Raw genomic sequence first — 21,624 nt, forward strand, 5'->3', positions numbered from 1 at the left:
GCAACGGCTCAGGCAAAGCCCCCGTTCACCCGCACCACCTGCGCATTGATCCACGCCCCATCCGGCCCGGCCAGGAACGACACTGCCGCGGCAATGTCCTCGGGCGTGCCCAGCCGCTCCAGCGGCGCCACTTTGGACAGCTGCGCCACCTGCTCTTCCGATTTGCCATCGAGGAACAGCTCGGTCGCGACCGGCCCCGGCGCCACCGCGTTGGCGGTGATGCCGCGCCCGCGCAGCTCGTTGGCCAGGACCCGCACCAGCCCTTCCACGCCTGCCTTGGCCGCGATATAGGGACCGTAACCGGGCAAGGAACGCGCGATCACGCTGGTCGACAGCGCGATGATGCGTCCGCCCTGGCCCAGCCGTGCGGCGGCCTCGCCCAGCACCAGGAAAGCGCCGCGCAGGTTGGTGGCGATGGTCTGGTCGAAGGCGTCCAGGCTGGCGGGCGCGACCGACGCCATCTGCATGATGCCGGCGCTGTTGACGACCACGTCGAGCCGGCCGAAGGCCTGCTGCGCGGTGTCGAACAGGCGTGCCACGTCTGGCGCCTGCGCCACCTCGCCCTGGATGGCGATGGCATTGCTGCCGGCCTCGCGCGCCGCCGCCACCGTCTCTTCGGCCCGGGCGGCGCTGCCGGCGTAGCCAATGGCCACGTCGAAGCCGTCGGCGGCCAGCCGCAGCGCGATGGCGCGGCCGATGCCGCGGGAGGCGCCGGTGACGAGCGCGGCGCGGCGGGAGATAGCTGGGGTGGAGGTCATGGCAGTTTCCTTGGGAGCAAAGGGAAGATGACCTCATGTTGGATGTTGGCTGTCTTTGGATAAATGTGTGGAAATCAAATTGATTAGACGGAATTTATCAACAATATCGGGCGTGCCGCATAGGCCGCACCGCATGCACATCCCGGAAATCCCGCGCTGGCGTTGCAGGCTCCGCCTGCGCCGCCCCCAAGCATGCGTTAAGATTCTTCCTTTCCAGCCGTCTTTGGCGCTGCATCCTGCCGCTGTATCCCGCGTTTCGCCATGAGCAACCTGAACCAGCAATCCATCCTCTCCGTCCATCACTGGACCGACACCCTTTTCAGCTTTACCTGCACGCGCGACCCTGGTTTTCGCTTTGAAAATGGCCAGTTCGCCATGGTCGGGCTGGAGGTGAACGGTCGCCCGCTGCTGCGCGCCTACAGCATTGCCAGTGCCAACTATGAGGAAACGCTGGAATTCTTCAGCATCAAGGTGCCCGACGGCCCGCTGACCTCGCGCCTGCAGCACCTGCGCGAGGGCGACCAGATCTTCGTCGGCAAGAAGCCGACCGGCACGCTGCTGGTGGACAACCTGCTGCCCGGCAAGACGCTGTGGCTGCTGGCCACCGGCACCGGCCTGGCGCCGTTCCTGTCAATCATCCGCGATCCGGAGGTCTACGAGCGCTACGACAAGGTCGTGCTGACCCACACCTGCCGCTTCGTTGAAGAACTGGCCTACCGCGAGCTGATCCAGGAACACCTGCCGCAGCACGAGCACCTGGGTGATCTGGTGCGCGAAAAGCTGGTGTACTTCCCGACCGTGACGCGCGAAGAGTTCGACAACCGCGGCCGCATCACCGACCTGATTGCCTCGGGCGAGCTGTTCGAGCGCCTGGGCGTGGAGCCGTTCTCGCTGGAGAACGACCGCATCATGCTGTGCGGCAGCCCTGACATGCTCAAGGACGTCCGCGCCATCCTGGAAGAGCGCGGCTTTGCCGAAGGCAATATGAGCCATCCCGGCCATTTCGTGCTGGAAAAGGCCTTCGTCGGCTAAGGCCGGCCTGCCCCGGCGCGGATCGGTTCCGTGCCGGGGCGCACCCCTGCTGTACCCCCGCTATACCTCCCGCTACACCTCCCGCGTCATCCCCTTCAGGTCGATCCACTCGGCAAACTGCGCCTCAGTGACATGCCCGGACGCGATCGCCGCCTCGCGCAGCGACAGGTTGCGCTTGACCGCCAGCTTGGCGATCTCCGCGGCCTTGTCGTAGCCGATATGCGGATTGAGCGCGGTCACCGGCATCAGCGAACGCTCCAGCAGTTCGGCGATGCGTTCGCGGTCGGCCTCGACGCCTTCGACCATATGCTCGGCAAAGCTCGACGCGGCCCCTGCCAGCAGGCTCACCGACTGCAGCAGGCTGTAGATGATCACTGGCTTGTAGGCGTTCAGCTCAAGCGTGCCCAGCCCGTTGGCCAGCGTCACCGTGGTGTGGTTGCCGATCACGCGGCAGCACACCATCGCCAGTGCCTCGGCCTGGGTCGGGTTGACCTTGCCCGGCATGATCGATGAGCCTGGCTCGTTGGCCGGCAGCACCAGCTCGGCAAAGCCGGCGCGCGGGCCTGAGCCCAGCAGCATGAAGTCGCGCGCGATCTTCAGGAACGACGAGGCCGTGGTGCTGAGCGCGCCGGACAGGTCGGCCAGCGCATCGTGCGAGGCCTGCAGCGCATAGCGGTTGGGCGCGGGCTCGAACGGCAGGCCGGTGTAGTCGGCCAGCGCGCGCGCGAAGGCCGCGGCGAAGCCGTGCGGGGCGTTCAGGCCGGTGCCCACCGCGGTGCCGCCCTGTGCCACCGGCATCGCGCGCAGCATGGCCTGCTGCAGGCGCGACTGCGCATCGGCCACCTGCGTCATGTAGCCCGAGAACTCCTGCCCCAGCGTCAGCGGCACCGCATCCTGCAGGTGGGTGCGGCCGACCTTGACGATATCGGCAAAGGCTTCCACCTTGCGCGCGAAGGTCTGCTGCAGCTGCTCCAGCGCCGGCAGCAGTTGCTGCTGAATCGCGCGCGTGGCGGCGATATGCATCGCGGTGGGGAAGCTGTCGTTGGAGGACTGGCTGGCGTTGACGTGGTCGTTGGGATGCACCGGCGTCTTGCTGCCGACCTTGCCGCCCAGCAACTGAATCGCGCGGTTCGCGATGACCTCGTTCAGGTTCATGTTGGTCTGCGTGCCGGATCCGGTCTGCCAGACCGACAGCGGGAACTCGTCGGGCCAGCGGCCTTCGATGACTTCGGTCGCGGCCTGTTCGATCGCGTGTGCCAGTTCGGGCTTGAGCACGCCAAGCTCGCCATTGGCGCGCGCCGCGCACAGCTTCAGGACGGCAAAGGCCTCGATCAGCGCCGGCGGCATTTTCTCGTTGCCGATGCGGAAGTTCTGGCGCGAGCGCTCGGTCTGCGCGCCCCACAGGTGGTCGGCGGGCACGGGCACGTCGCCCAGGCTGTCTTTCTCGATGCGGGTGGCGGCGGTGGACGGGTCAGACATGGGCAGACTCCTATGCAAGGCAGCGGACGGTTGGACCGGGTGGCTTGGTGCAGTCCATTAGAATACCGCTTCACCGCGGCCGGCGCCCAGGCGCCCGCCGCCTTGCCTTGCCCTTAGCGACATCCCTCGGCCGCATGCTCATCGCCCAGCTCAAGTCCTTCTTCATGGTGGCCCGCATCGGCAGCGTCACGCAGGCCGCCAAGCGCCTGGGCCTGTCGCAGCCCACCATCACCGCGCAGATCCGCGCGCTGGAAGAAGCCTACGGGGTCGAGCTGTTCCACCGCGGCGGGCGCCGCCTGGCGCTGTCAGACGCGGGGCTGGCATTGCTGCCGCGCGTCGAGGCGCTGGTGCAGCAGGAAACCGAGATCGACTTCTTCCTGCGCCATTCGGGCGACCTGCGCACCGGCAGCCTGCGCGTGGGCGCGACCGCGCCCTACTATGTGCTGGAGCTGATCCGCGGCTTCAGCGAGCGCTTTCCCGCCATCGATGTCAGCGTGGTGACGGGCAATTCGCAGGAGGTGCTGGAAGCGCTGCAGGAATACCGCGTCGATATCGCCACCTCGTCGCAGCGGGTGGACGATGCGCGCCTGTCGCGCGTGCTGCTGGGCGTGGACCCGCTGATGCTGGTGGTGCATCGCACCCATGCGCTGGCCGGGCACACCGAAGTGGCCGTCAGTGCGCTGGCGGGCTGCCGCCTGCTGATGCGCGAGCTCGGGTCGACCACGCGCATCGCAACCGAAGACATGCTGGCGCAGGCGCGCGTGAGCCCCGCCGCGCAGATGGAGATCGGCAGCCGGGAGTCGATCCGCGAGGCGGTGATCCGCAACCTGGGCGTATCGGTGATCGCCCGGCACGAGGTGCCGAGCCATCCGGACCTGCGCGTGCTGGGCTTCACCGATGCCTCGCCCTGCCTGCACGAGTATCTCTACTGCCTGCGCGAGCGGCGCGGCGCCAGGCTGATCGATGCCTTCGTCGCACTGGCCGAGCCGCCGCAGGGGCGGCAGGAATCGGGCGCGGACCGCTAAGCCGTCATCTTCAGGCACTGCTCCATGCAGGCTGCGCAGGCGCGGGCGCATTCCTGGCAGTGCTCGTTGTCATGGTGCTCGCATTCCTCCTTGCACCACTTGCAGACTTCGGCGCAGTCTTCGCACACCAGCGTCGCGAACTCGCTGTTGCGCAGCATATAGGACGCGGCCAGCTGGGCGATGCCGGCGCAATCCATGTCCAGCGCGATGCAGCGCGCCATCTTGCGCACGTCCTGTTCTTCCAGGCAGGCCGCGGCGCACTTGAGTGCGGCAGCGGATGCGGCATTGCAGGCGGCAATGCAGTCGGCGTAGCGGGCGGCGTTTTCCTGCACGGTGGGTCGGATCATGGAACGTCCTCCTTCGGGGTAGGTGGATGGGGACCAGCATGCCCACGGTGGCGGAAGCGGCGCATCCGCACGCGCACGAGGCATCGTTATCCACAATAGCAGGCGCTGCCGGTTCCTGTCGGCCCGGTATTTGCTGCGCGCCGCTGGTTACAATGCCAACTGAGCGCAGCAGATCGGCGACGGCGCGCACGCAGCGCCGCCGTCACCTGCGACCATGGCCGGGCACCACCGGCCCGCATTGCGCATCTAACAGGCACGGGTCCGGCCGCACTGGCGGGGCCGATGCAAACACACACCGGCAGCACGGGGAAGGAAGGCACATCATGGGCGAGGCAAAACGGCGGGGAACCCCCGAGGAGCGTGCGGCACAGGCACGCGCAAAGATCGAGGCCTTGCGCCCCGCCCAGTTGGTCTGCGGGCACTGCAAGACCGCGTTCGCGCAATTCGACGCGCTCGACGTGCCGGGCCTGCCCGGCATCGATGCCGTGTTCGGCGGCGAATGCCCCGGCTGCGGCAACGACGTGGTGGTGTTCAAGGGCGCGCCCGATGCGGTGGCCCAGGCCATGATCGCGTGGGAGAAGATGCTGGGCGCCGATGCGCAGCTGGGCTACCAGTCCAGCGATGGCCGCCACGTGCCGTTCGAGCCCGAGGGGGCCGGCGGCGCGGCGTCGGACAAGCCCGGCGGCACTATCCACTGAGCCCCCGGCCGGGGCCGCCTACTGCGGGCTGAGCTCGCCCGCCAGTTCCGGCGGGCCGATCTCATAGCGCCCGCGGCCCGCGCCCTTGGCGCGGTATAGCAGCACGTCCGCCAGCCGCATCAGTTCGCGGTCCTGCGCCGGGCCGCCGTGGTAGAGCGCCACGCCGATGCTGACGTCAACGTCGGCGGATACGCCCTCGAAGTAGAAGGGCTCGTCCATCGCCTGCAGGATGGCCTGCGCCACGCGGCGTGCCGCGGCGGGCTGGGTCATGTCTTCGAGCACCACCGCGAACTCGTCGCCACCCAGCCTGGCGACGGTGTCGCGCTCGCGCACGCAGCGGCGCACGCGCTGGGCAAAGGTCTGCAGCAGCTGGTCGCCGGCGGCGTGGCCGTGGATATCGTTGACGGCCTTGAAGCGGTCCATGTCCAGGTACAGCAGGGCCATCAGCGTGCCATGCTCGCGGCTGCGCACCATCGCCGCATGCAGCTGGCCCTCGAAGGCGCTGCGGTTCATCAGCTGTGTCAGGTGGTCGGTGCGCGACATGCGCGCCAGGCGCTGCGTCTCCAGCTTGCGCTGCGTGATGTCTTGCACGTGGATATGCACGCCCACCACCTCGCTGCCGTCGGCGCTCCATTCCGGGCGCAGGCTGCTCTCCATGCAGTGGTATTCGGGGTCGCTGTCTTCGGTTTCGAAGGTCACCGCAGTGCCCGCCAGCGCGCGCTGCATGAAGGGCTGCACGCGCGCGTAGCGGGCCTCGCCCAGGATTTCGCGCACGTGCCTGCCGCGCAGTTCCTCCGGCTTCAGGCCGAAGACACGTTCGTAGGCCTGGTTGTTGAACACATAGCGCTCATCGGTGTCGATAAAGGCCAGCAGCGACGGCAGCGTGTCGGTCACCGCGCGCAGGCGCCGTTCGCTGCGGTCCAGCGCCTGGCGGCGCTCGCGCACGTCGCGCATCAGCTTGATGAAGGCGCGCGTCAGGTCGCCGATCTCGTCGCGCTGCTGCCGTGTTGGCAGCCGCTCGAACGCGGACAGGTCGTTGGCGCTGGCCTGTACCACCTTGTGCAGGCGCGCCAGCGGCGCCAGCTGGCGCCGCACCGCCAGCCAGATCAGCAGGGCTACCGCCGCCATGGCCACCCCGGCCATGCCCAGGAAGCGCTGCTGCATCTGGTGCAGCGGTGCGTAGGCCTCGCGCGCGGGCAGCAGCGCCACCAGTTCCCAGCCGGTGCTCGACATCAGGTAGCGCGCGATCACCGGCCGCGCCGGCGTGAGGAATTCCAGCGGCGCGGGGCTGTCATCCTCGCCGCAGGTATCGGCCACGGCCAGCGCCGGCTGGCGCGCCTGCGCGGGATCGGGATGGCGGATATAGACCGGCTTGGGGCCGGCCGATACCAGGCAGTAGTAGCCGGTGGTGCCAAGGCGGTTGTGCAGGATCTCGACCAGGAAGTTGGCGCTGGACAGGTCCAGCCAGCCGCCCACCAGGCCGACGAAGGTCCGGTTCGGCGTCAGCACCGGCACCGCCACCATCACCCCCATCTGGCCGTTGGTGCGCGAGCGGATGGGCGGCGACACTACGGGCGCGAGCGAGCGGGCGGCCTCGCGGAAATAGCTGCGGTCGCCAATGTCCGCCCCGGCGCCGCGGTGGGTGACGATGTTGCCCTGCATGTCGGCGACCAGCAGCGCGTTGAACGCGGCCGGCACCGGGATCGCTGCGGACAGCGTATCCAGTGCCCGCTCGCGCGCCGCGGCGGCTTGCGCGCCCTGTGCCTGCACCAGCAGGCCGCTGAGTTGCGCAGCCTGGTGCGACAGCAGCACAATGCGGTCGTTCATGGCGGTGTCGAGCTGGTTGGCGGTCAGCTTGACGACGGAATCCTGCTGGACCTGCAGCGCATCGTGCAGGTCGCGGTGGGCATCGTACAGGGCGGTCAGTACGATGCCGGTGCCGAACACCGCGGCCAGCACGGTGGTGATGATCGCAATGCGCGCTTTCAGCGTGGGTGTGTAGACGGGCATGTAGGGCGCAGTTGGAGCACCAGTGGCGCAGACCGCGTACTTGGGGGCATCTCCGGTGCAACCCTACCATACCCCGCCATGGGGGGCATGCGATCTTTCCCCCGAACGGGTCCATCCCCGGCGGGGGTGTGCGCGCTGCCCGTGCCACGGTATAGTCCCCCGTTAATGCGAAGGCACGTCCACGCAGACGGCATGCCCCTGCTGCATGCCGGAACTGATCGACCATGAGACTGACTTCGCTTTCCCCTGCCTTGTTGTCATTGCTGGTCGCGGCCGGCGGCGCGCTGTTGACGGCAGGGGCATGGCTGCAGGCGGAGCGGCTCGAGCGCCGCGAGGCGCAGCAGCATTTCGACGCGCTGCTGGGACAGGCCGGCAGCGCGCTGCGCGAGCGCATGCTGGAGAACGAACGCCTGCTGCGCGGCGTGGCCGCCGTGCTGACCGCTAACCCCGACACCTCGCGCACGCAGTGGCGCGACTATCTCTATACTGCCCAGCTCGACGACCTGCCCGCCGGCACCCAGTCGATCGGCTACGCGCCGCTCACGCCGTTGCAGCGGGTGCCGCGGCTGGTGCAGGCCGCCCGTGCCGACGGCCTTGCCGACTACGACATTCATCCCGGCGGCAAGCGCGACCTGTACGCACCGATCCTCTATATCGAACCGCTGGACGGGCGCAACACGCGCGCCGCCGGCTTTGACATGCTGTCCGAGCCGGCGCGCCGGGCGGCGCTGGAAGCCGCCCGCGACAGCGGCGAACCGCGGCTCACGCCCGGCCTGGCACTGGTCCGCGAAACCGAGGCGGCGCAGCACCAGCACGGCGCGCTGGTATTCCTGCCGGTCTACGCCGGCGAGGCGCCGGTCAGCACGGTGGCGCAGCGGCGCCAGGCGGTGCTTGGCTATGTCTACGTGTCGCTGCGCCTGGGCGACCTGATGCGCGCGGTCGGTGCCCCGGCGGCGGCGGAACTGGAGCTCTCGCTGCACGAGGGCTCCCCGGCCGCGCCCGGGCCGATGCTGTCCGGCGGGCCGACCGAGGGCGAGCGCCGCGAGGACGGCAGTGCGGCGCTGCTGCACGGCGAGCGCCAGTTCCAGTATGGCGGTGTCACCTGGACGCTGCGCGCCGCCACGCGCCCCGCCTTCGAAGCCGCGCATGGCCCGCGGCAGGCGTACCTGGCGCTGGCCGCGGGCACGCTGGCCACGCTGCTGCTGGCGTGGCTCACCCATGCGCTGGCACGCCAGGGCCGTGCCGCATGCCAGCGCGAAGCGCAGGCCGTGCATGCCTGGGAAGATGACAGCGCGATGCTGCAGGCGTGCCTGGCGCAGTCGGCCGACGGCTTTATCCTGATCGATGCGCAGGGCGTGGTGGTGCGCGCGAGCGAGCGGGCGGGACAACTGTTCGGCGCTGATCCGCAGCGGCTGGCCGGACGCAGCCTGGACACCCTGGTCCCCGGCGCCACCGGCGTTGTCCCCGGCGATGCTGCGCCGGGGTCCGAAGTCCACCGTGAACTGGCGGGCGTGCGCGCAGACGGCAGCCGCTTCACGCTGCGCGCCAGCGCCGCGCGCCTGCCTGCGGCCGACGGCGGCGCGGCGCACTGGCTGTGGGCGGTCACGGACCTGGAACCGGAACGGCGCGCCCAGCAGGCCGCCGCGGTGCAGGCCGCGCGCTATGCCGGGCTGCTCGACCATGCCGCCTTCTGCGTGATCACGTTCGATGAGGACGGGCTGATCACCGGCATCAACGCGGCTGGCCAGCGCATGCTCTGGTACAACGCCGCGGAACTGGTCGGCCACATGCACATGACCGGCCTGCATGTTGCCGACGAACTGGCCGACCATGCCCGCATGCTCAGTGGCGAACTGGGCGAGCCGGTGCCGCCGGGGCTGCCCGCCCTGGTGGCCAAGGCACGGCTTGCCCTGACCGACGAGCGCGAATGGACCTGGGTGCGCAAGGGCGGCTCGCGCATGCCGGTGCAGCTGGCGGTGTTCGCCCTGCCGGCGCCCATCGAGGCTCCAGCCGCTGACGCAGCGCCAGCTGGTCCCGCCGATGGTGCCGATCGTGCCGATGTGCCCCGGTCCGCGCCGTCGCCTGGCTACCAGGCCATCGGCTACGACCTGACCGAGCGCCTCCGCGTCGACGAGTACATCCGACACCTCGCGCTGCATGACCCGCTGACCGGCCTGCCCAACCGCGCCGAGCTGAGCGAGCGCGCGCAGGCGCTGCTGCTGTACGCGCGCAGCCACGGCGAGCGCGTGGCGCTGCTGCTGCTCGACCTGGACCATTTCAAGCACATCAACGACTCGCTCGGCCACCCCGTCGGCGACGACGTGCTGCGCACCATGGCCGACCGCCTCAAGGGCGCGGTACGACAGGGCGACCTGGTGGCGCGCATGGGCGGCGATGAATTCGGCGTGGTGCTGGGCGGCCTGCGCCACGACAGCGAAGCCGAGCTGATTGCCGCCAAGATCCAGGCGCGCGTCAATGAAGAACTGCAGGCCGGCGGCCAGCGCCTGCGCGTGACGCCATCGATCGGCATGGCGATCTACCCGGACGATGGCGATAGCCTGACCGAGCTGCTCAAGGCTGCCGATTCGGCCGTCTACGCGGCCAAGCACGACGGGCGCGCACAGTTGCGCCGCTTTGCCAGCGCCATGGCCGAGGCCTCGCTGGCGCGCTTCACCATCGAAGGGCTGCTGCGGCGCGCGCTCGCCGGCGATGAGTTCCGGCTGCGCTACCAGCCGATCGTCGATGCCGCGACCCTGGCTATAACCGGCGTCGAGGCGCTGATTACCTGGAACACCCCGGAACGCGGCGCCATGCAGCCGGCCGAGTTCATCCCCATCGCCGAGCAGAGCGGCCTGGTGGCGCCGCTGGGCGAATGGACCCTGGCCACCGCCTGCCGCGAAATCCAGGCCCTGCGCCAGGCGCTGGGCAGCGAGATCGAGGTCGCGGTCAATATCTCGCCGCTGCAGCTGCGCCAGGCCAACTTCCCCGATACCGTGGCGCACTGCCTGCAGCAGGCCGGCCTGCCGCCGCAGGGGCTGGTGATCGAAGTCACCGAAGGCATCCTGGTCGACGGCGGCGAGACCACCATCGAGACCTTCCGCCGGCTGCGCGAGCTGGGCGTGGGGCTGTCGATCGACGATTTCGGCACCGGCTACTCCGGGCTCAATTACCTGACCCGGCTGCCGATCAGCCGGCTCAAGATCGACAAGTCCTTTGTCGACGACGTGGCCACGCCCGGCCACGACCAGGCGGTGGCAGCGGCGATCATCGCGCTGGGCCACCAGCTGCACCTCAAGGTGATTGCCGAAGGGGTGGAGACGGCGGCGCAGTTCGAGTTCCTGCGGGCGCAGGGGTGCGACGGGCTGCAGGGGTTCCTGTTCAGCCAGGCGGTGCCGCAGCAGGTGCTGCGGGAGATCCTGGAACAGGGGATTCGGGTGCCGACCCCCACGTCTGCGGGCGCCACTGCGCTGCGCGAGTCATAATCGTCCAGGGGCACCATTCATAACTTGCCGGCGTGCCCGCGCCGCTGCCCCATCCCAAATCCCCCGATACCTCCATCGAAATACTTTGCCGATCTGCCACACGGCTGGCATCTGCGCTGCCTATGCTGGCGACCGATTCAATTGAGATTGCGGAGATTCGGTGATGCAGGCAGGCAAGTCCGGGGAGGGCCGGGCGTTCCTGGCGGTGGAGCAGGTCAGCAAGCGCTTTGGCAGCTTCGTGGCGCTGGACGGCGTGTCGATGTCGGTCGGGCAGGGCGAGCTGCTGTGCCTGCTGGGCCCGTCCGGGTGCGGCAAGACCACGCTGCTGCGCATCATCGCGGGACTTGAGCGCGAGGACGCAGGACGCGTCCATGCCGGCGCGCGTGAACTGACCGGGTTGCCGCCGCAGGCACGCGACTACGGCATCCTGTTCCAGTCCTATGCGCTGTTTCCCAACCTGACCGTGGCGCAGAACGTGGCCTATGGACTGCACGGGCGCGGCATGGGACGCACGCACCGCGACGCGCGCGTGGCCGAGATGCTCGACCTGGTCGGCCTGGCCGGCAGCGAGCGCAAGTTCCCGGGCCAGCTCTCCGGTGGCCAGCAGCAGCGCGTGGCGATGGCCCGCGCGCTGGCGCCGGCGCCTTCGCTGCTGCTGCTTGATGAGCCGATGTCGGCACTCGACGCCCGCGTGCGCGAACACCTGCGGCTGGAGCTGCGCCAGCTGCAGCGCAGGCTGAATATCACCACCGTGATGGTCACCCACGACCAGGAAGAGGCCATGACCATGGCCGACCGCATTGCCGTGATGGACGGCGGGCGCATCGTGCAGGCCGGCACTCCCGCCGAAATCTATGAGCAGCCGGCGTCGGCCTTTGTCGCCGGTTTTGTCGGGCAGGCCAACTGGCTGCCGGGGCGCAGCGTGCAGGCCGGGCGCTTCACCGTCGGCGAGGGCAGCCAGGCCGTCGATTTCCTGGTCGACTCGCCGCAGCCGGCGGCATCCGCCGGCCGGCTGTGCTGCCGCCCGGAAGCGGTGCGGCTGGACCCGGATCCTGCCGAGCCCAACCGGCTGCTGGCGCGCGTGGTCGACCAGACCTACCTCGGCAACCGCTACCGGCTGGCGCTGGAAGCGGATCGCCTGCCGGGGCTGACCCTGTTTGCCGACGTGGCGCGCGAGGCGCGGCACCGGCTGCCCGACGCGGGCGGCCACAAGTTCTGGATTGCGCTGCCCGCGCAGGCGTTGCGGGTGTTTGCATGATGCGCGCGGTCACTGCCGTCCTGCCCGAGGCTACGCAGGCAGCATCGCCGCGCGGCACCGGCCTGGCCTCCCGGCTGGCGCACGGTGCCCCGGCCGCGATGAAGTGGCTCTGGCTGGCCGGGCTGGCCGTCGGCCTGCTGCTGCCGTTGCTGGCGCTGTTCCGCCAGGCGTGGTTCGATGCGGCGGGGCAATGGGCGCTGGGCGCGCGCATGGCGGCGCTGGTGACCAGCTCCAACTTCCTGCCGATGCTCGGCCGCAGCGTGGCGGTGTCGCTGGCGGTGGTGGCGCTGGTGGTGCCGCTGGCATTTGGCTTTGCCTATGCGCTGCAGCGTTCCTGCATCGCACTGCGGCCGCTGTGGCGCGGCATCGCGCTGCTGCCGCTGTTTGCGCCGTCGCTGCTGCCGGCGATCGCGCTGGTCTACCTGTTCGGCAACCAGGGCATCTTTCGCGGCGCCTTCGGGCCGGGTGGCATCTATGGCTTCTGGGGCATCGTGCTGGGCGAGGCCTTCTACACCTTCCCGCATGCGCTGATGGTGCTGGTGGCGACGCTGTCGCTGGCCGATGCGCGCCTCTATGAGGCGGCGCGCGCGATGGGCGCCAGCCCGTGGCGTACCTTCTGCACGGTCACGCTGCCGGGCGCGCGCCAGGGCCTGTTCGCCGCCGCCTGCCTGGTGCTGACGCTGGTGATCACGGACTTTGGCGTACCCAAGGTGGTGGGCGGCGGTTATCCGGTGCTGGCGCTGGAAGCGTACAAGGCGGTGGTCGGGCAGCAGCAGTTCGACCGCGGCGCGCTGATCGGCATGCTGCTGCTGGCGCCCGCGCTGCTGACCTTTGCCGTGGACATGGCAATGCAGCAGCGCCAGCGCACACAGATGGGCAGCCGCGCGCAGGTGTATGTGCCGGCGCCCGAGCGCGGCCGCGACGGCGCGTGCCTGCTGCTGGTGGCGCTGGTCAGTGCCGCGCTGCTGGCAGTGATCGCCACCGCGCTGGGCGCGTCGCTGGTCAAGCTGTGGCCGTACAACCTGGGCCTGACGCTGGCGCATTACGACTTCGACAATATGGACGGCGGCGGCTGGCTGGCCTACCGCAACAGCCTGAAGCTGTCGGCACTGACCGCGCTGGCGGGCACGGCGGCGATCTTCCTGGGCGCCTGGCTGACGCTGCGCACGCGCGGCCCGGCCTGGCTGCACGGCGTGCTGCGCGCGGGCTTCCTGTTGCCGATGGCGGTGCCGGGGCTGGTGCTGGGCCTGGGCTATGTGTTCTTCTTCAACGCGCCCGGCAATCCGCTGCACGCGCTGTACGGCACCATGGCGCTGCTGGTGCTGTGCAACGTGGCGCACTGCTACACCACCGGCCATCTGACCGCGGCCGCGGCGCTGCGCCAGCTCGACAACGAGTTCGAGGCCGCGGCGCTGTCGCTCGGGGTGGCGCCGCTGGTGACGTGCTGGCGCGTGACCGTGCCGGTGTGCCTGCCGGCACTGCTCGATATCTTCCGCTACCTCTTCGTGTCGTCGATGACCACGGTCTCGGCGGTGATTTTCCTGTACAGCCCCGACACCGTGCTGGCGGCGATCTCGGTGCTGAACATGGACGATGCCGGCGACACCGCGCCCGCTGCCGCGATGTCGACGCTGATCCTGCTGACCTCGGTGCTGGCGGCCCTGCTGCTGCACGCGGTCTCGGCCGGCTGGCTGCGCCGCGCACAACGCTGGCGCGCCGGCTGACCTTTGCCCGATTCGCCGTACCCCTGCATTCCGGAACACTCACCGAACCCAAGGAGAAACCATGTCCCGCATCACCAACCTTGTCGCGGCGCTTGCCGCCGCGGCCGCCCTGCCGATGCTGGCCGGCAACGCCAGCGCCGCCACCGTGCTGACGGTCTATACCGCGCTCGAAGCCGACCAGATCGCCGCCTACAAGTCCGCGTTCGAGAAGGTGCATCCCGATATCGAAATCAAGTGGGTGCGCGATTCCACCGGCATCGTCACCGCCAAGCTGCTGGCGGAAAAGGCCGCGCCGCGCGCCGATGCGGTGTGGGGCCTGGCCGGCTCCAGCCTGGCGATCCTGGACAAGGAAGGCATGCTCGACCCGTATGCGCCGAAGAACCTGGCCGCGATCGATGCCAAGTACCGCAGCCCGGCCAATCCGCCGGCATGGGTCGGCATGGACGTGTGGGGCGCGGCGATCTGCTTCAACACCGTAGAGGCGCAGAAGCAGGGCCTGCCCAAGCCGGCCTCGTGGGCCGACCTGACCAAGCCGATCTACGCGGGCAAGGTGGTGATGCCGCACCCGGCCTCGTCGGGCACGGGCTTCCTCGATGTCAGCGCCTGGCTGCAGATGATGGGCGAGCAGAAGGGCTGGCAGTACATGGATGCCCTGCACAAGAACATCGGCCTGTACACGCACTCGGGCTCCAAGCCGTGCAAGATGGCCGCGCAGGGCGAGTTCCCGATCGGCATTGCGTTCGAGTACCGTGCCATGAAGTCGAAGAAGGAAGGCGCGCCGATCGATATCGTGCTGCCGAGCGAAGGCCTGGGCTGGGACATCGAGGCCACCGCCATCGTCAAGGGCACCAGGAACCTGGACGCCGCGCGCAAGCTGGCTGACTTCTCGGCCTCGCGTGAAGCGATGGCGCTGTATGAGAAGAACTTTGCCGTGCTGGCCGTGCCCGGCATTGCCAGGCCCGACGCGCTGCTGCCCGCCGACTACGAGAAGCGCCTGATCAAGAACGACTTCCGCTGGGCGAGCGACAACCGCGACCGCATCCTGGCTGAATGGAGCAAGCGCTACGAAGGGAAGGCGGAGAAGAAGTAAGGCACACGGCGCGCCCGGCGGCGAGGAGATGGCCCGCAGAAACGGGTACGCTCCCCGCGCCGCGGCGGCCGCCCTGGCCGGATCAGGCCTGGTGCGGCACTTCGTCGGTGGCCGGCTGGCCGGCGTGCAGGCGGCGGTAGAGATCGTCGATGCGCTGGCGGCTGGCCTGGAGCTCTTCGCGGCCGCGCTCGGTCAGCAGGTAGACCCGGCCGATGCCGTCGCGCAGCACGCTTTCCAGATAGCCTTCCATTTGCAGGGCACGCAGCAACGGGCGCACTGAGCCGATATCGACCTGGAAGCCGTATTCCAGCAACATGTCGGCAAGCATGGCCACCGTAGCCGGGACTTCAAGCGCGAATTGCAGGACGTAGACGCGGGCCAGCAGGCCCAGGAACTGTCGTTTCATGTGGACTGGCAACGCGGCAGACGCCGCGCCGGTTGACGCAGGCGCCGTCCGGAACTCGGGGTTTGCAGGCCTTGTGATGCCTGTGGCGCGGCACCTGTCATCCTGCTGGACTGGCAGTGCTCATGCGCCGGGCAAGGCGCATTTTACCCGTTCGGACAAAAAAGAAGCCGCCAGGAGCCCTGGCGGCTTGTCGGGAATGCGTCGGAGGGGTCAATTAACTCTGGCGCAGACCAGAGTTTAATTTAATCGAAGGCGGCTTGTCACGCGCCGGTAACAGCCCCCCTCCAGCGTGGGGTGATGATGAAAGCTTTTGATTGGAAAAGTGACGAATTGGCGTGAGATTGTGCAGGGAGCGGCGCTCGAAAATGTCGTAAATCAGTCAACATCACCTAAATTCCTGGCGGAAAGCGGATCGCCATCGTGGCGACGGCGGGGCACAGGTCCGAATCCGGCTTGCGGCATGCGCTGCACAGGCGTCAAATCGCGGCAACCTCCAACCCGCGCCTCCCGGTTCCCCTGATGAAACCCGCCGATCTCGCCCGCTTGCTTGCCCTGGCCGCCATCTGGGGCGCCAGTTTCCTGTTTATCCGCATCGGCGTGCCGGCGCTGGGACCGATGCCGACCGCGTTCGCCCGGGTGCTGATCGGCGCGCTCACGCTGGCGGCATGCCTGCCGCTGCTGAAGCTGCGCTGGGATATGCAGGGCAAATGGCCGGCGGTGCTGGCGCTGGGTGTGGTCAATTCCGGTATCCCGTTTGTCATGTACGCCATCGCCGCGCTGTGGCTGCCGGCCGGTTATTCGGCCGTGTTCAATGCCATGACCCCGCTGATGGGCGTGCTGATCGGCGCGCTGGCGTTTTCCGAACGGCTCACGCGCGCCAAGACCCTGGGCGTGCTGCTGGGCGTGGCGGGCGTCGCGGTGCTGACCCGCACCGGACCGGTGGCGTTCTCGACCGACGTGCTGCTGGGCGCGCTGGCCTGCCTGGCGGCCACCGCCTGCTACGGCCTCTCCGGCTTTCTCGCGCGGCGCTGGATCACGCGGCGCGGCGGGCTAGACAGCCGGCTGGTCGCCGCCGGCAGCATGGTCGGTGCCACCGTGTTCCTGCTGCCCTTCTGCCTCGCCGCGCTGTGGCGCCACAACACGCTGCCCGCTGCCGGCGCCGGCGTGTGGGCGGCCATGCTGGGGCTGGGCGTGCTGTGCACGGCGCTGGCCTACATCCTGTATTACCGACTGATTGCCGACCTGGGCCCGGTGCGCTCGCTGAGCGTCACCTTCCTGATCCCGCCGTTCGGCATCGTCTGGGGCGCGCTGTTCCTGGGCGAGGCACTGTCGTGGGCGCACGCGGCGGGTGGCGTGCTGATCGGGGTGGCGGTATGGCTGGTGTTGCGGCCGGTGGCGGGGGTGGAGCACGGCGCCAGTCCGGCAGGTGGTGTAGCGGTCAAACGTTGAGCGCCTCTGGATAAGAATAAACTTATATTCATTGCCATAACGCCTTTATTGCTTATAAATTTCTTATATTCGAGTGATGAACTCGATATATTGGGCAACGAAGGCCACGAGGCAAGTCCGAAAGCTCGACAAGCCAATGCGCGCCACGATCCTTGATGCGATTGAGGACTTGGGGCATATGCCGAACTGCCAACATGTCAAAGCGCTAGCCAACCATGCCTATGGCTATCGGCTCGGAGTCGGCAACTACCGGGTGCTGTCCGACGGGGACGGAGCGATATGAATCGTGGAAATACAGGAAGTGAGAAAGCGGGATGAACGCACCTACTAACATCCAGACGATCATCGGGCCGGATGGCAAGCCGGCGTTTGTCGTGATTCCCTATGGGGACTACCTCTCGCAATATGCGCGCGCCAGTGATCTGGTTCCGCATGCGGTCGTGCGTCGCGTGCTAGCCGATGACGTGCCGCCTCTGCGCGCCTGGCGCGAGCATCTTGGCCTGACCCAGGCAGACGTCGCAGTGCGCCTCGGCATTTCACAGCCAGCCTATGCGCAGCAGGAGAACAGCACCCGCCTGCGCAAGACCTCGCGTGAGCGCATTGCCGCCGCACTCGGCATCACTGCAGCGCAACTCGATATCTGAGCCAGGACGCGAGGTCCCTGACTCAGGCCTGTGCCGCCGTGCCCGCCGCCACGTTGTACTGCTCGCGCACCATCATCACCACACGGCGTGCCTGGCGCAGGTGGCGCACGGCGTCGGCTTCGCTGCGTTCGGGGAAATCGACTTCGGCGCTCCAGTTGCAGCCGGTGTGGTCGGGCCGGTGCACGCAGACCGCGCGCAGCTGGCAGTCGTGGCAGCCGGGCTCCTGCCGCAGGCACAGGTTGATCAGGCGTTTCAGTTCGGACAGGGGCTTGTTCAGGCGCTCCATGGATGGCTCCGTCAGGTGCGCGGCGAGCTTACGCCCGGGCGGGCAGCTCCGGCGTGGGTTCGGCCTCGGTGGCGCCGGCCCGGCATTGCGGGCAGACGCCGTACAGCACCAGCATGTGCTCGCGCAAGACAAAGGCGTTGTCGGCGGCTACCTGGCGCTGGCGCTGCTCGATGCTTTCATCGCGGAATTCCTCCACGCGGCCGCAGGCGACGCAGATCAGGTGGTCATGGTGGCCGCCTTCGTTGAGTTCGAACACGGCGTGGTCGGACTCGAAGCTGTGTCGCAGCAGGATGTCGGCCTGCACCAGCTGGTTGAGCACGCGATACACCGTGGACAGTCCCGCGTCCTCGTCCTGCGTCAGCAGGATGCGGTAGACGTCTTCGGCGCTCAGGTGGCGCCGGGCGCTGGTGCGGAACACTTCAAGGATCCGCATGCGCGGCGAGGTGGCCTTCAGGCCGGCGCGCTTGAGATGGATCGGGTTTGTGCTCTCGAATGACATGGCGGAAGGCATTGGCATGCGGCTGGCGCCCCGCGCGCAGGGCGGCGCCCGGCCTGGCGCCGCGCACGGGCGGCGTCGATGGCTTGGCGGGATTTCAGGCTGAAGCGCCAGGGCCGGACCAGTGCTGGCGCCCCCGTCCCTGGCGGCGCGCCGTGCCTGCACGACGCGCGGAATAAAAAGATGGCCTGGCTTGTCACCGGAAGACGCGATCGGGAAAGCGGGGTCTGGTTGCTTTCCCGATCTTCCGAAGACTGGCTACTGCCAAACGCTCCGCGTGACGGAGCGGTCCCCACAAAAGTCGGTATCGAATGCCGCAGCGGCGGCATCCGGAAATCCTGTCGTTCCTGCCAGCTTCGGTTGCTGCCGCGTGCCGCGGCGCGCCGGACCTGGCCGGTCTGCCTGTCGGGAGGTGCGTCGTGCGTCAGGCAGTGATCGGATAGTAAATGGGAATCGATCTCATTACAAGGAAAATTTTACGGGTGGTCTCATTTTTTTGAGGGTGGCCCGGTGGCGCAATGTACGACCTTGAGGGTAATAATGCGAATTGTTATCATTCGTAACGATTTCTTGCCCCGGTCCTGCGCCATGTATCGACTTTCCTCCCGCCATCGCCGCCCCGTCTCTGGCATGCCGCTGCAGTCAGCCCCAGCCGTGACGGCCGGCCTGGCCTGCGGCGCAGTACTGCGCGTGCCGGCATGAGCCAGGCCCACGCTTCCGGCTGGCGCTATCGCGCCGGGGTGGCCTCGCGCGCGGTCGCGGCCATTGCTGGCGGCTACGCGCTGGCGGCGCTGGCCACCGCGGCCCTGTCCGTGTGGCTGCCGATGGCGCGGCCCGATGCCGTGACGACGGCCACGCTGCTGTCCTTCGCGGTCTATGCCGCGGCGGTGGTCTGGGTCTTCGCGGTGCGCAGCGCGTGGCGAGCCTGGGCCGGGCTGGCGCTGCCGGCCGCGCTGCTGTTGGCGTTGCTGGCCGTGGGACGGGGCGGCTGATGCGGGCAGGTTTCAGGCAGTCGATGGCATGGCTCCATACCTGGAGCGGCCTGCTGGTGTGCTGGGTGTTGCTGCTGATGTTCTGCGGCGGCAGCGCCAGCTATTTCAAGGAAGAGATCTCGCTGTGGATGCGGCCCGAGCTGCATCGCACCGCGCCCGCCGCCGAGGTGCCGGCCACGCAGGTGGCGCAGAACGCGGTGCGCTACCTCAGCCGGCAGGCACCCGATGCCGCGCGCTGGTTCATCACGCTGCCCGACGATCGGCGCCAGGCCGCCACCGTGCGGTGGGTCTACAAGCCGGGCCAGGCGCCGCGCGATGCCGACGGCAAGCCGCGCCGGTTCGACAGCCGCTTGCTCGACCCGGCCACCGGCGCGCCGCTGCAGGCCGCGCGCGAGACCCGCGGCGGCGAGTTCCTGTACCGGCTGCATTTCGACCTGCACTACATGCCGGCCAGGTGGGCGCGCTGGATCGCCGGCTTCTGCGCCATGTTCATGCTGGTTGCCATCGTCAGCGGCGTCATCACGCACCGGCGCATCTTTGCCGACTTCTTCACGTTCCGGCGCGGCAAGGGCCAGCGATCCTGGCTCGATGCGCACAATGCGCTGGCGGTGCTGGCGCTGCCATTCCACCTGATGATCACCTACACGGGGCTGGTCACGCTGCTGTTCATGTATATGCCCTGGGGCATCGAGGCCGCCTATCGCGGCGGCGAGCGCGCTTTCCAGGCCGAGGCGATGCTGCGTCCGCGGCCAGCCAGCGCAGCGGGCACGCCCGCCGCGCTGGCAAGCGTGGCAGACATGGTGGCGCAGGCGGAGCGCCGCTGGCAGGGGGCCGCGCCGCGGCGCATCACCGTGAACCTGCCGGGCGATGCCAATGCCACCGTGGCGCTGACCCGTGCCGAGCCGACCACGCTGGCACACGATGCGTCCACGCTTGAATTCTCCGGCACCAGCGGCGCCATGCTGCGCGCGTACGCGGAAGACAAGTCAGCGGCAGAGCTGACGCGCAGCGTCATGACCGGCCTGCATATCGCCGGCTTTGCGTCACCAGGCCTGCGCGCGCTGTTCTTCCTGTGCGGTCTTGCCGGAACCGCCATGGTGGCTACCGGGGCGATCCTGTGGGCGGTACGCACGCGCCAGCAGCAGGCCAAGGCGCTGGCTGCAGGTGCTCGGCCCGGCGTTGGCCTGCGCCTGGTCGAGGCGCTGAACATCGGCGCCATCGCCGGCCTGCCGATTGCCTTTGCCAGCTACTTCTGGGCCAACCGCCTGTTGCCGGTGGAACTGGCGCAGCGGCCTGAAGCGGAGATCCGCTGGTTCTTCATCGCCTGGGCCGCCTGCGCGCTGCTGGCGCTGCTGCGTCCCGCGCGTGGCATGTGGCGCGCGCAGTTGTGGGTGGGTGCGGCGCTGTTCGGGGGCGTCCCGGTGCTCAACGCCCTGACCACCGGATCGCACCTGGGCGTGACCTTGCTGCAGGGGCGCGGGCCGGCGGCGGTGGCTGGCTTCGACCTGGTGACGCTGACGCTCGGTATAGCGCTGGCAGCCGCGGCCTGGATGGTCGGACGCGGGCAGCCGGCACCGCGGCGCACGTCACGCCAGCCGCAGAAGGTGGCCGAAGTGGCTGCCGTCACACAGGAGCCCGCATGAGCATGAATATGCTGGCTGCCTTCGCACTGTCGCTGTCAGGATTCGCCGCACTGGCGCTGTCGCTTGACCGCCACCATGCCGATATCCATGGCCGCGGCAGCATGCCGTCGCGGCGCGCGGTGGCTGGGCTGCGCGCGGCGGGTGCCGGCGCGCTCGCGCTAACCTGGTCGCTCCACGTTGCTGCCGACGGCGGGCCGCTGGGAACGGTGTCGTGGCTTGGCACGCTGACCGCCAGCGCGTTTGCCGTGGCGCTGGGCCTGTCCTATGCGCCACGCGCGGTGCAGCGCCTGCTGCCGGGCGTGGCGGGTATCGGCCTGGCCGCGCTGGCCGCGCGCTGGCTGCTTGCAACCTGGATGTAGCCCCTGCGCAGCCTTACAGCGGCGGGGGCACCCAGTACGGATCGCGGCCGTAGTACTCGTGCAGCGACTTGCCCCACTGGGGATCGGCCATGCTCGGCCAGCTGTCCTTGTTGAAGCCCGGTGCGGATTTGAGCCGGTCTGCCGTCACCGCAATCCGGAAGCATTTCTCGTCGGTGTCCATGACCAGTGCATTCCATGGGATGGCGTGCAGCGTGTCGCCAATGCCGAGGAAGCCGCCGGTGGTCAGCACCGCGTAGGCGATGCGGCCGTGCGGCACATCCAGCATGATCTCGGAAATCTTGCCGACGTGTTCGCCATCGGATGAATAGGCCTTGGTGCCGTCAAGGCTCGATGCCGCCATCACTTCAGGGCCCGGGCCTTCGCCCACGCCTGAACCGATGATGGCCGCGCCTTCACTGGTGGGAGGTTGGTTCGGCATGCTGTGC

Annotated in this window: 20 protein-coding genes; 12 read left to right on the top strand and 8 right to left on the bottom strand. The window is 68.8% G+C overall.

All coding sequences use genetic code 11. From position 1 onward, the window contains the following. Window positions 1-8 precede the first annotated feature (8 nt). On the bottom strand, window positions 9-758 hold the full coding sequence (locus C265_RS30680; RefSeq protein ID WP_010814052.1) for an SDR family oxidoreductase: 750 nt from the start codon (window positions 756-758) through the stop codon (window positions 9-11). A gap of 261 nt (window positions 759-1,019) precedes the next feature. Between C265_RS30680 and C265_RS30685 the strand changes: the two genes are divergently transcribed. Beyond that, the gene (locus tag C265_RS30685; RefSeq protein ID WP_010814051.1) at window positions 1,020-1,790 is read left to right on the top strand and encodes a ferredoxin--NADP reductase; all 771 of its coding nucleotides are present in this window, start codon (window positions 1,020-1,022) and stop codon (window positions 1,788-1,790) included. A gap of 72 nt (window positions 1,791-1,862) precedes the next feature. Here C265_RS30685 and fumC read toward each other — a convergent pair whose 3' ends face one another. Further along, window positions 1,863-3,269 carry a class II fumarate hydratase gene (gene fumC, locus C265_RS30690; RefSeq protein ID WP_010814050.1) on the bottom strand — a complete coding sequence of 469 codons (1,407 nt, stop codon included), beginning with the start codon at window positions 3,267-3,269 and terminating at the stop codon, window positions 1,863-1,865. Between the two features lie 134 nt (window positions 3,270-3,403). Between fumC and C265_RS30695 the strand changes: the two genes are divergently transcribed. Continuing rightward, on the top strand, window positions 3,404-4,294 hold the full coding sequence (locus C265_RS30695) for a LysR family transcriptional regulator (RefSeq protein ID WP_010814049.1): 891 nt from the start codon (window positions 3,404-3,406) through the stop codon (window positions 4,292-4,294). Here the strand turns inward: C265_RS30695 and C265_RS30700 are convergent. Continuing rightward, complete coding sequence (locus C265_RS30700; protein ID WP_010814048.1) at window positions 4,291-4,641, bottom strand: four-helix bundle copper-binding protein; 351 nt, start codon at window positions 4,639-4,641, stop codon at window positions 4,291-4,293. The genes C265_RS30695 and C265_RS30700 overlap by 4 nt on opposite strands. Before the next feature lie 323 nt (window positions 4,642-4,964). Between C265_RS30700 and C265_RS30705 the strand changes: the two genes are divergently transcribed. Beyond that, window positions 4,965-5,339, top strand: a complete 375-nt coding sequence (locus C265_RS30705; protein ID WP_010814047.1) for a hypothetical protein — start codon at window positions 4,965-4,967, stop codon at window positions 5,337-5,339. Window positions 5,340-5,357: 18 nt separating this feature from the next. Here the strand turns inward: C265_RS30705 and C265_RS30710 are convergent, their stop codons facing one another. After that, window positions 5,358-7,349, bottom strand: a complete 1,992-nt coding sequence (locus C265_RS30710) for a diguanylate cyclase domain-containing protein (protein WP_010814046.1) — start codon at window positions 7,347-7,349, stop codon at window positions 5,358-5,360. Between the two features lie 224 nt (window positions 7,350-7,573). Between C265_RS30710 and C265_RS30715 the strand changes: the two genes are divergently transcribed. From C265_RS30715 to C265_RS30730, 4 genes are all read left to right on the top strand, one after another. Further along, window positions 7,574-10,831, top strand: a complete 3,258-nt coding sequence (locus C265_RS30715) for an EAL domain-containing protein (protein ID WP_037025810.1) — start codon at window positions 7,574-7,576, stop codon at window positions 10,829-10,831. 163 nt (window positions 10,832-10,994) lie between these two features. Then, entirely contained in the window at window positions 10,995-12,089 is a 1,095-nt protein-coding gene (locus C265_RS30720; protein WP_010814044.1) for a putative 2-aminoethylphosphonate ABC transporter ATP-binding protein, read from the top strand. Beyond that, window positions 12,086-13,813, top strand: coding sequence for a putative 2-aminoethylphosphonate ABC transporter permease subunit (locus C265_RS30725; RefSeq protein WP_037025812.1), 1,728 nt, complete (start codon window positions 12,086-12,088; stop codon window positions 13,811-13,813). Before C265_RS30720 ends, C265_RS30725 begins: the two co-directional genes overlap by 4 nt. Before the next feature lie 61 nt (window positions 13,814-13,874). Further along, window positions 13,875-14,903 (top strand): putative 2-aminoethylphosphonate ABC transporter substrate-binding protein, encoded by a 1,029-nt coding sequence (locus tag C265_RS30730; RefSeq protein ID WP_010814042.1) that lies wholly within the window; start codon window positions 13,875-13,877, stop codon window positions 14,901-14,903. A gap of 82 nt (window positions 14,904-14,985) precedes the next feature. On the opposite strand, the gene C265_RS30735 is transcribed toward C265_RS30730, so the two are convergent. Beyond that, window positions 14,986-15,309: a PadR family transcriptional regulator gene (locus C265_RS30735; RefSeq protein ID WP_010814041.1), complete on the bottom strand. Its 324-nt coding sequence runs from the start codon at window positions 15,307-15,309 to the stop codon at window positions 14,986-14,988. A gap of 519 nt (window positions 15,310-15,828) precedes the next feature. Here C265_RS30735 and C265_RS30740 point away from each other — a divergent pair. After that, the gene (locus tag C265_RS30740) at window positions 15,829-16,758 is read left to right on the top strand and encodes a DMT family transporter (RefSeq protein ID WP_037025814.1); all 930 of its coding nucleotides are present in this window, start codon (window positions 15,829-15,831) and stop codon (window positions 16,756-16,758) included. Between the two features lie 314 nt (window positions 16,759-17,072). Beyond that, window positions 17,073-17,402 (top strand): helix-turn-helix domain-containing protein, encoded by a 330-nt coding sequence (locus C265_RS30750; RefSeq protein WP_010814038.1) that lies wholly within the window; start codon window positions 17,073-17,075, stop codon window positions 17,400-17,402. A gap of 22 nt (window positions 17,403-17,424) precedes the next feature. Here C265_RS30750 and C265_RS30755 read toward each other — a convergent pair whose 3' ends face one another. Beyond that, window positions 17,425-17,688, bottom strand: coding sequence for a hypothetical protein (locus C265_RS30755; protein ID WP_010814037.1), 264 nt, complete (start codon window positions 17,686-17,688; stop codon window positions 17,425-17,427). Between the two features lie 28 nt (window positions 17,689-17,716). Further along, on the bottom strand, window positions 17,717-18,205 hold the full coding sequence (fur, locus tag C265_RS30760; RefSeq protein WP_011616358.1) for a ferric iron uptake transcriptional regulator: 489 nt from the start codon (window positions 18,203-18,205) through the stop codon (window positions 17,717-17,719). Between the two features lie 677 nt (window positions 18,206-18,882). Between fur and C265_RS30765 the strand changes: the two genes are divergently transcribed. The 3 genes from C265_RS30765 to C265_RS30775 are packed head-to-tail and all read left to right on the top strand — an operon-like array spanning window position 18,883 to window position 21,178. Then, window positions 18,883-19,176: a DUF3649 domain-containing protein gene (locus C265_RS30765; RefSeq protein ID WP_010814035.1), complete on the top strand. Its 294-nt coding sequence runs from the start codon at window positions 18,883-18,885 to the stop codon at window positions 19,174-19,176. Continuing rightward, window positions 19,176-20,819 (top strand): PepSY domain-containing protein, encoded by a 1,644-nt coding sequence (locus tag C265_RS30770; RefSeq protein ID WP_037025819.1) that lies wholly within the window; start codon window positions 19,176-19,178, stop codon window positions 20,817-20,819. Before C265_RS30765 ends, C265_RS30770 begins: the two co-directional genes overlap by 1 nt. Then, complete coding sequence (locus C265_RS30775) at window positions 20,816-21,178, top strand: DUF3325 domain-containing protein (RefSeq protein ID WP_010814033.1); 363 nt, start codon at window positions 20,816-20,818, stop codon at window positions 21,176-21,178. The genes C265_RS30770 and C265_RS30775 overlap by 4 nt, the downstream gene beginning before the upstream one ends. 13 nt (window positions 21,179-21,191) lie before the next feature. Here C265_RS30775 and C265_RS30780 read toward each other — a convergent pair whose 3' ends face one another. Next, entirely contained in the window at window positions 21,192-21,617 is a 426-nt protein-coding gene (locus C265_RS30780; protein ID WP_010814032.1) for a PRC-barrel domain-containing protein, read from the bottom strand. Window positions 21,618-21,624: the final 7 nt, after the last annotated feature.

Origin of the sequence: Cupriavidus sp. GA3-3 (assembly GCF_000389805.1) — a bacterium.
Lineage (GTDB): Bacteria > Pseudomonadota > Gammaproteobacteria > Burkholderiales > Burkholderiaceae > Cupriavidus > Cupriavidus necator_D.

What these genes read in the sequence shown, in the direction of transcription:
- C265_RS30680 (WP_010814052.1), bottom strand. Translation starts at nt 758, where the DNA reads ATGACCTCCACCCCAGCTATCTCCCGCCGCGCCGCGCTCGTCACCGGC.
- C265_RS30685 (WP_010814051.1), top strand. Translation starts at nt 1,020, where the DNA reads ATGAGCAACCTGAACCAGCAATCCATCCTCTCCGTCCATCACTGGACC.
- fumC (WP_010814050.1), bottom strand. Translation starts at nt 3,269, where the DNA reads ATGTCTGACCCGTCCACCGCCGCCACCCGCATCGAGAAAGACAGCCTG.
- C265_RS30695 (WP_010814049.1), top strand. Translation starts at nt 3,404, where the DNA reads ATGCTCATCGCCCAGCTCAAGTCCTTCTTCATGGTGGCCCGCATCGGC.
- C265_RS30700 (WP_010814048.1), bottom strand. Translation starts at nt 4,641, where the DNA reads ATGATCCGACCCACCGTGCAGGAAAACGCCGCCCGCTACGCCGACTGC.
- C265_RS30705 (WP_010814047.1), top strand. Translation starts at nt 4,965, where the DNA reads ATGGGCGAGGCAAAACGGCGGGGAACCCCCGAGGAGCGTGCGGCACAG.
- C265_RS30710 (WP_010814046.1), bottom strand. Translation starts at nt 7,349, where the DNA reads ATGCCCGTCTACACACCCACGCTGAAAGCGCGCATTGCGATCATCACC.
- C265_RS30715 (WP_037025810.1), top strand. Translation starts at nt 7,574, where the DNA reads ATGAGACTGACTTCGCTTTCCCCTGCCTTGTTGTCATTGCTGGTCGCG.
- C265_RS30720 (WP_010814044.1), top strand. Translation starts at nt 10,995, where the DNA reads ATGCAGGCAGGCAAGTCCGGGGAGGGCCGGGCGTTCCTGGCGGTGGAG.
- C265_RS30725 (WP_037025812.1), top strand. Translation starts at nt 12,086, where the DNA reads ATGATGCGCGCGGTCACTGCCGTCCTGCCCGAGGCTACGCAGGCAGCA.
- C265_RS30730 (WP_010814042.1), top strand. Translation starts at nt 13,875, where the DNA reads ATGTCCCGCATCACCAACCTTGTCGCGGCGCTTGCCGCCGCGGCCGCC.
- C265_RS30735 (WP_010814041.1), bottom strand. Translation starts at nt 15,309, where the DNA reads ATGAAACGACAGTTCCTGGGCCTGCTGGCCCGCGTCTACGTCCTGCAA.
- C265_RS30740 (WP_037025814.1), top strand. Translation starts at nt 15,829, where the DNA reads ATGAAACCCGCCGATCTCGCCCGCTTGCTTGCCCTGGCCGCCATCTGG.
- C265_RS30750 (WP_010814038.1), top strand. Translation starts at nt 17,073, where the DNA reads ATGAACGCACCTACTAACATCCAGACGATCATCGGGCCGGATGGCAAG.
- C265_RS30755 (WP_010814037.1), bottom strand. Translation starts at nt 17,688, where the DNA reads ATGGAGCGCCTGAACAAGCCCCTGTCCGAACTGAAACGCCTGATCAAC.
- fur (WP_011616358.1), bottom strand. Translation starts at nt 18,205, where the DNA reads ATGCCAATGCCTTCCGCCATGTCATTCGAGAGCACAAACCCGATCCAT.
- C265_RS30765 (WP_010814035.1), top strand. Translation starts at nt 18,883, where the DNA reads ATGAGCCAGGCCCACGCTTCCGGCTGGCGCTATCGCGCCGGGGTGGCC.
- C265_RS30770 (WP_037025819.1), top strand. Translation starts at nt 19,176, where the DNA reads ATGCGGGCAGGTTTCAGGCAGTCGATGGCATGGCTCCATACCTGGAGC.
- C265_RS30775 (WP_010814033.1), top strand. Translation starts at nt 20,816, where the DNA reads ATGAGCATGAATATGCTGGCTGCCTTCGCACTGTCGCTGTCAGGATTC.
- C265_RS30780 (WP_010814032.1), bottom strand. Translation starts at nt 21,617, where the DNA reads ATGCCGAACCAACCTCCCACCAGTGAAGGCGCGGCCATCATCGGTTCA.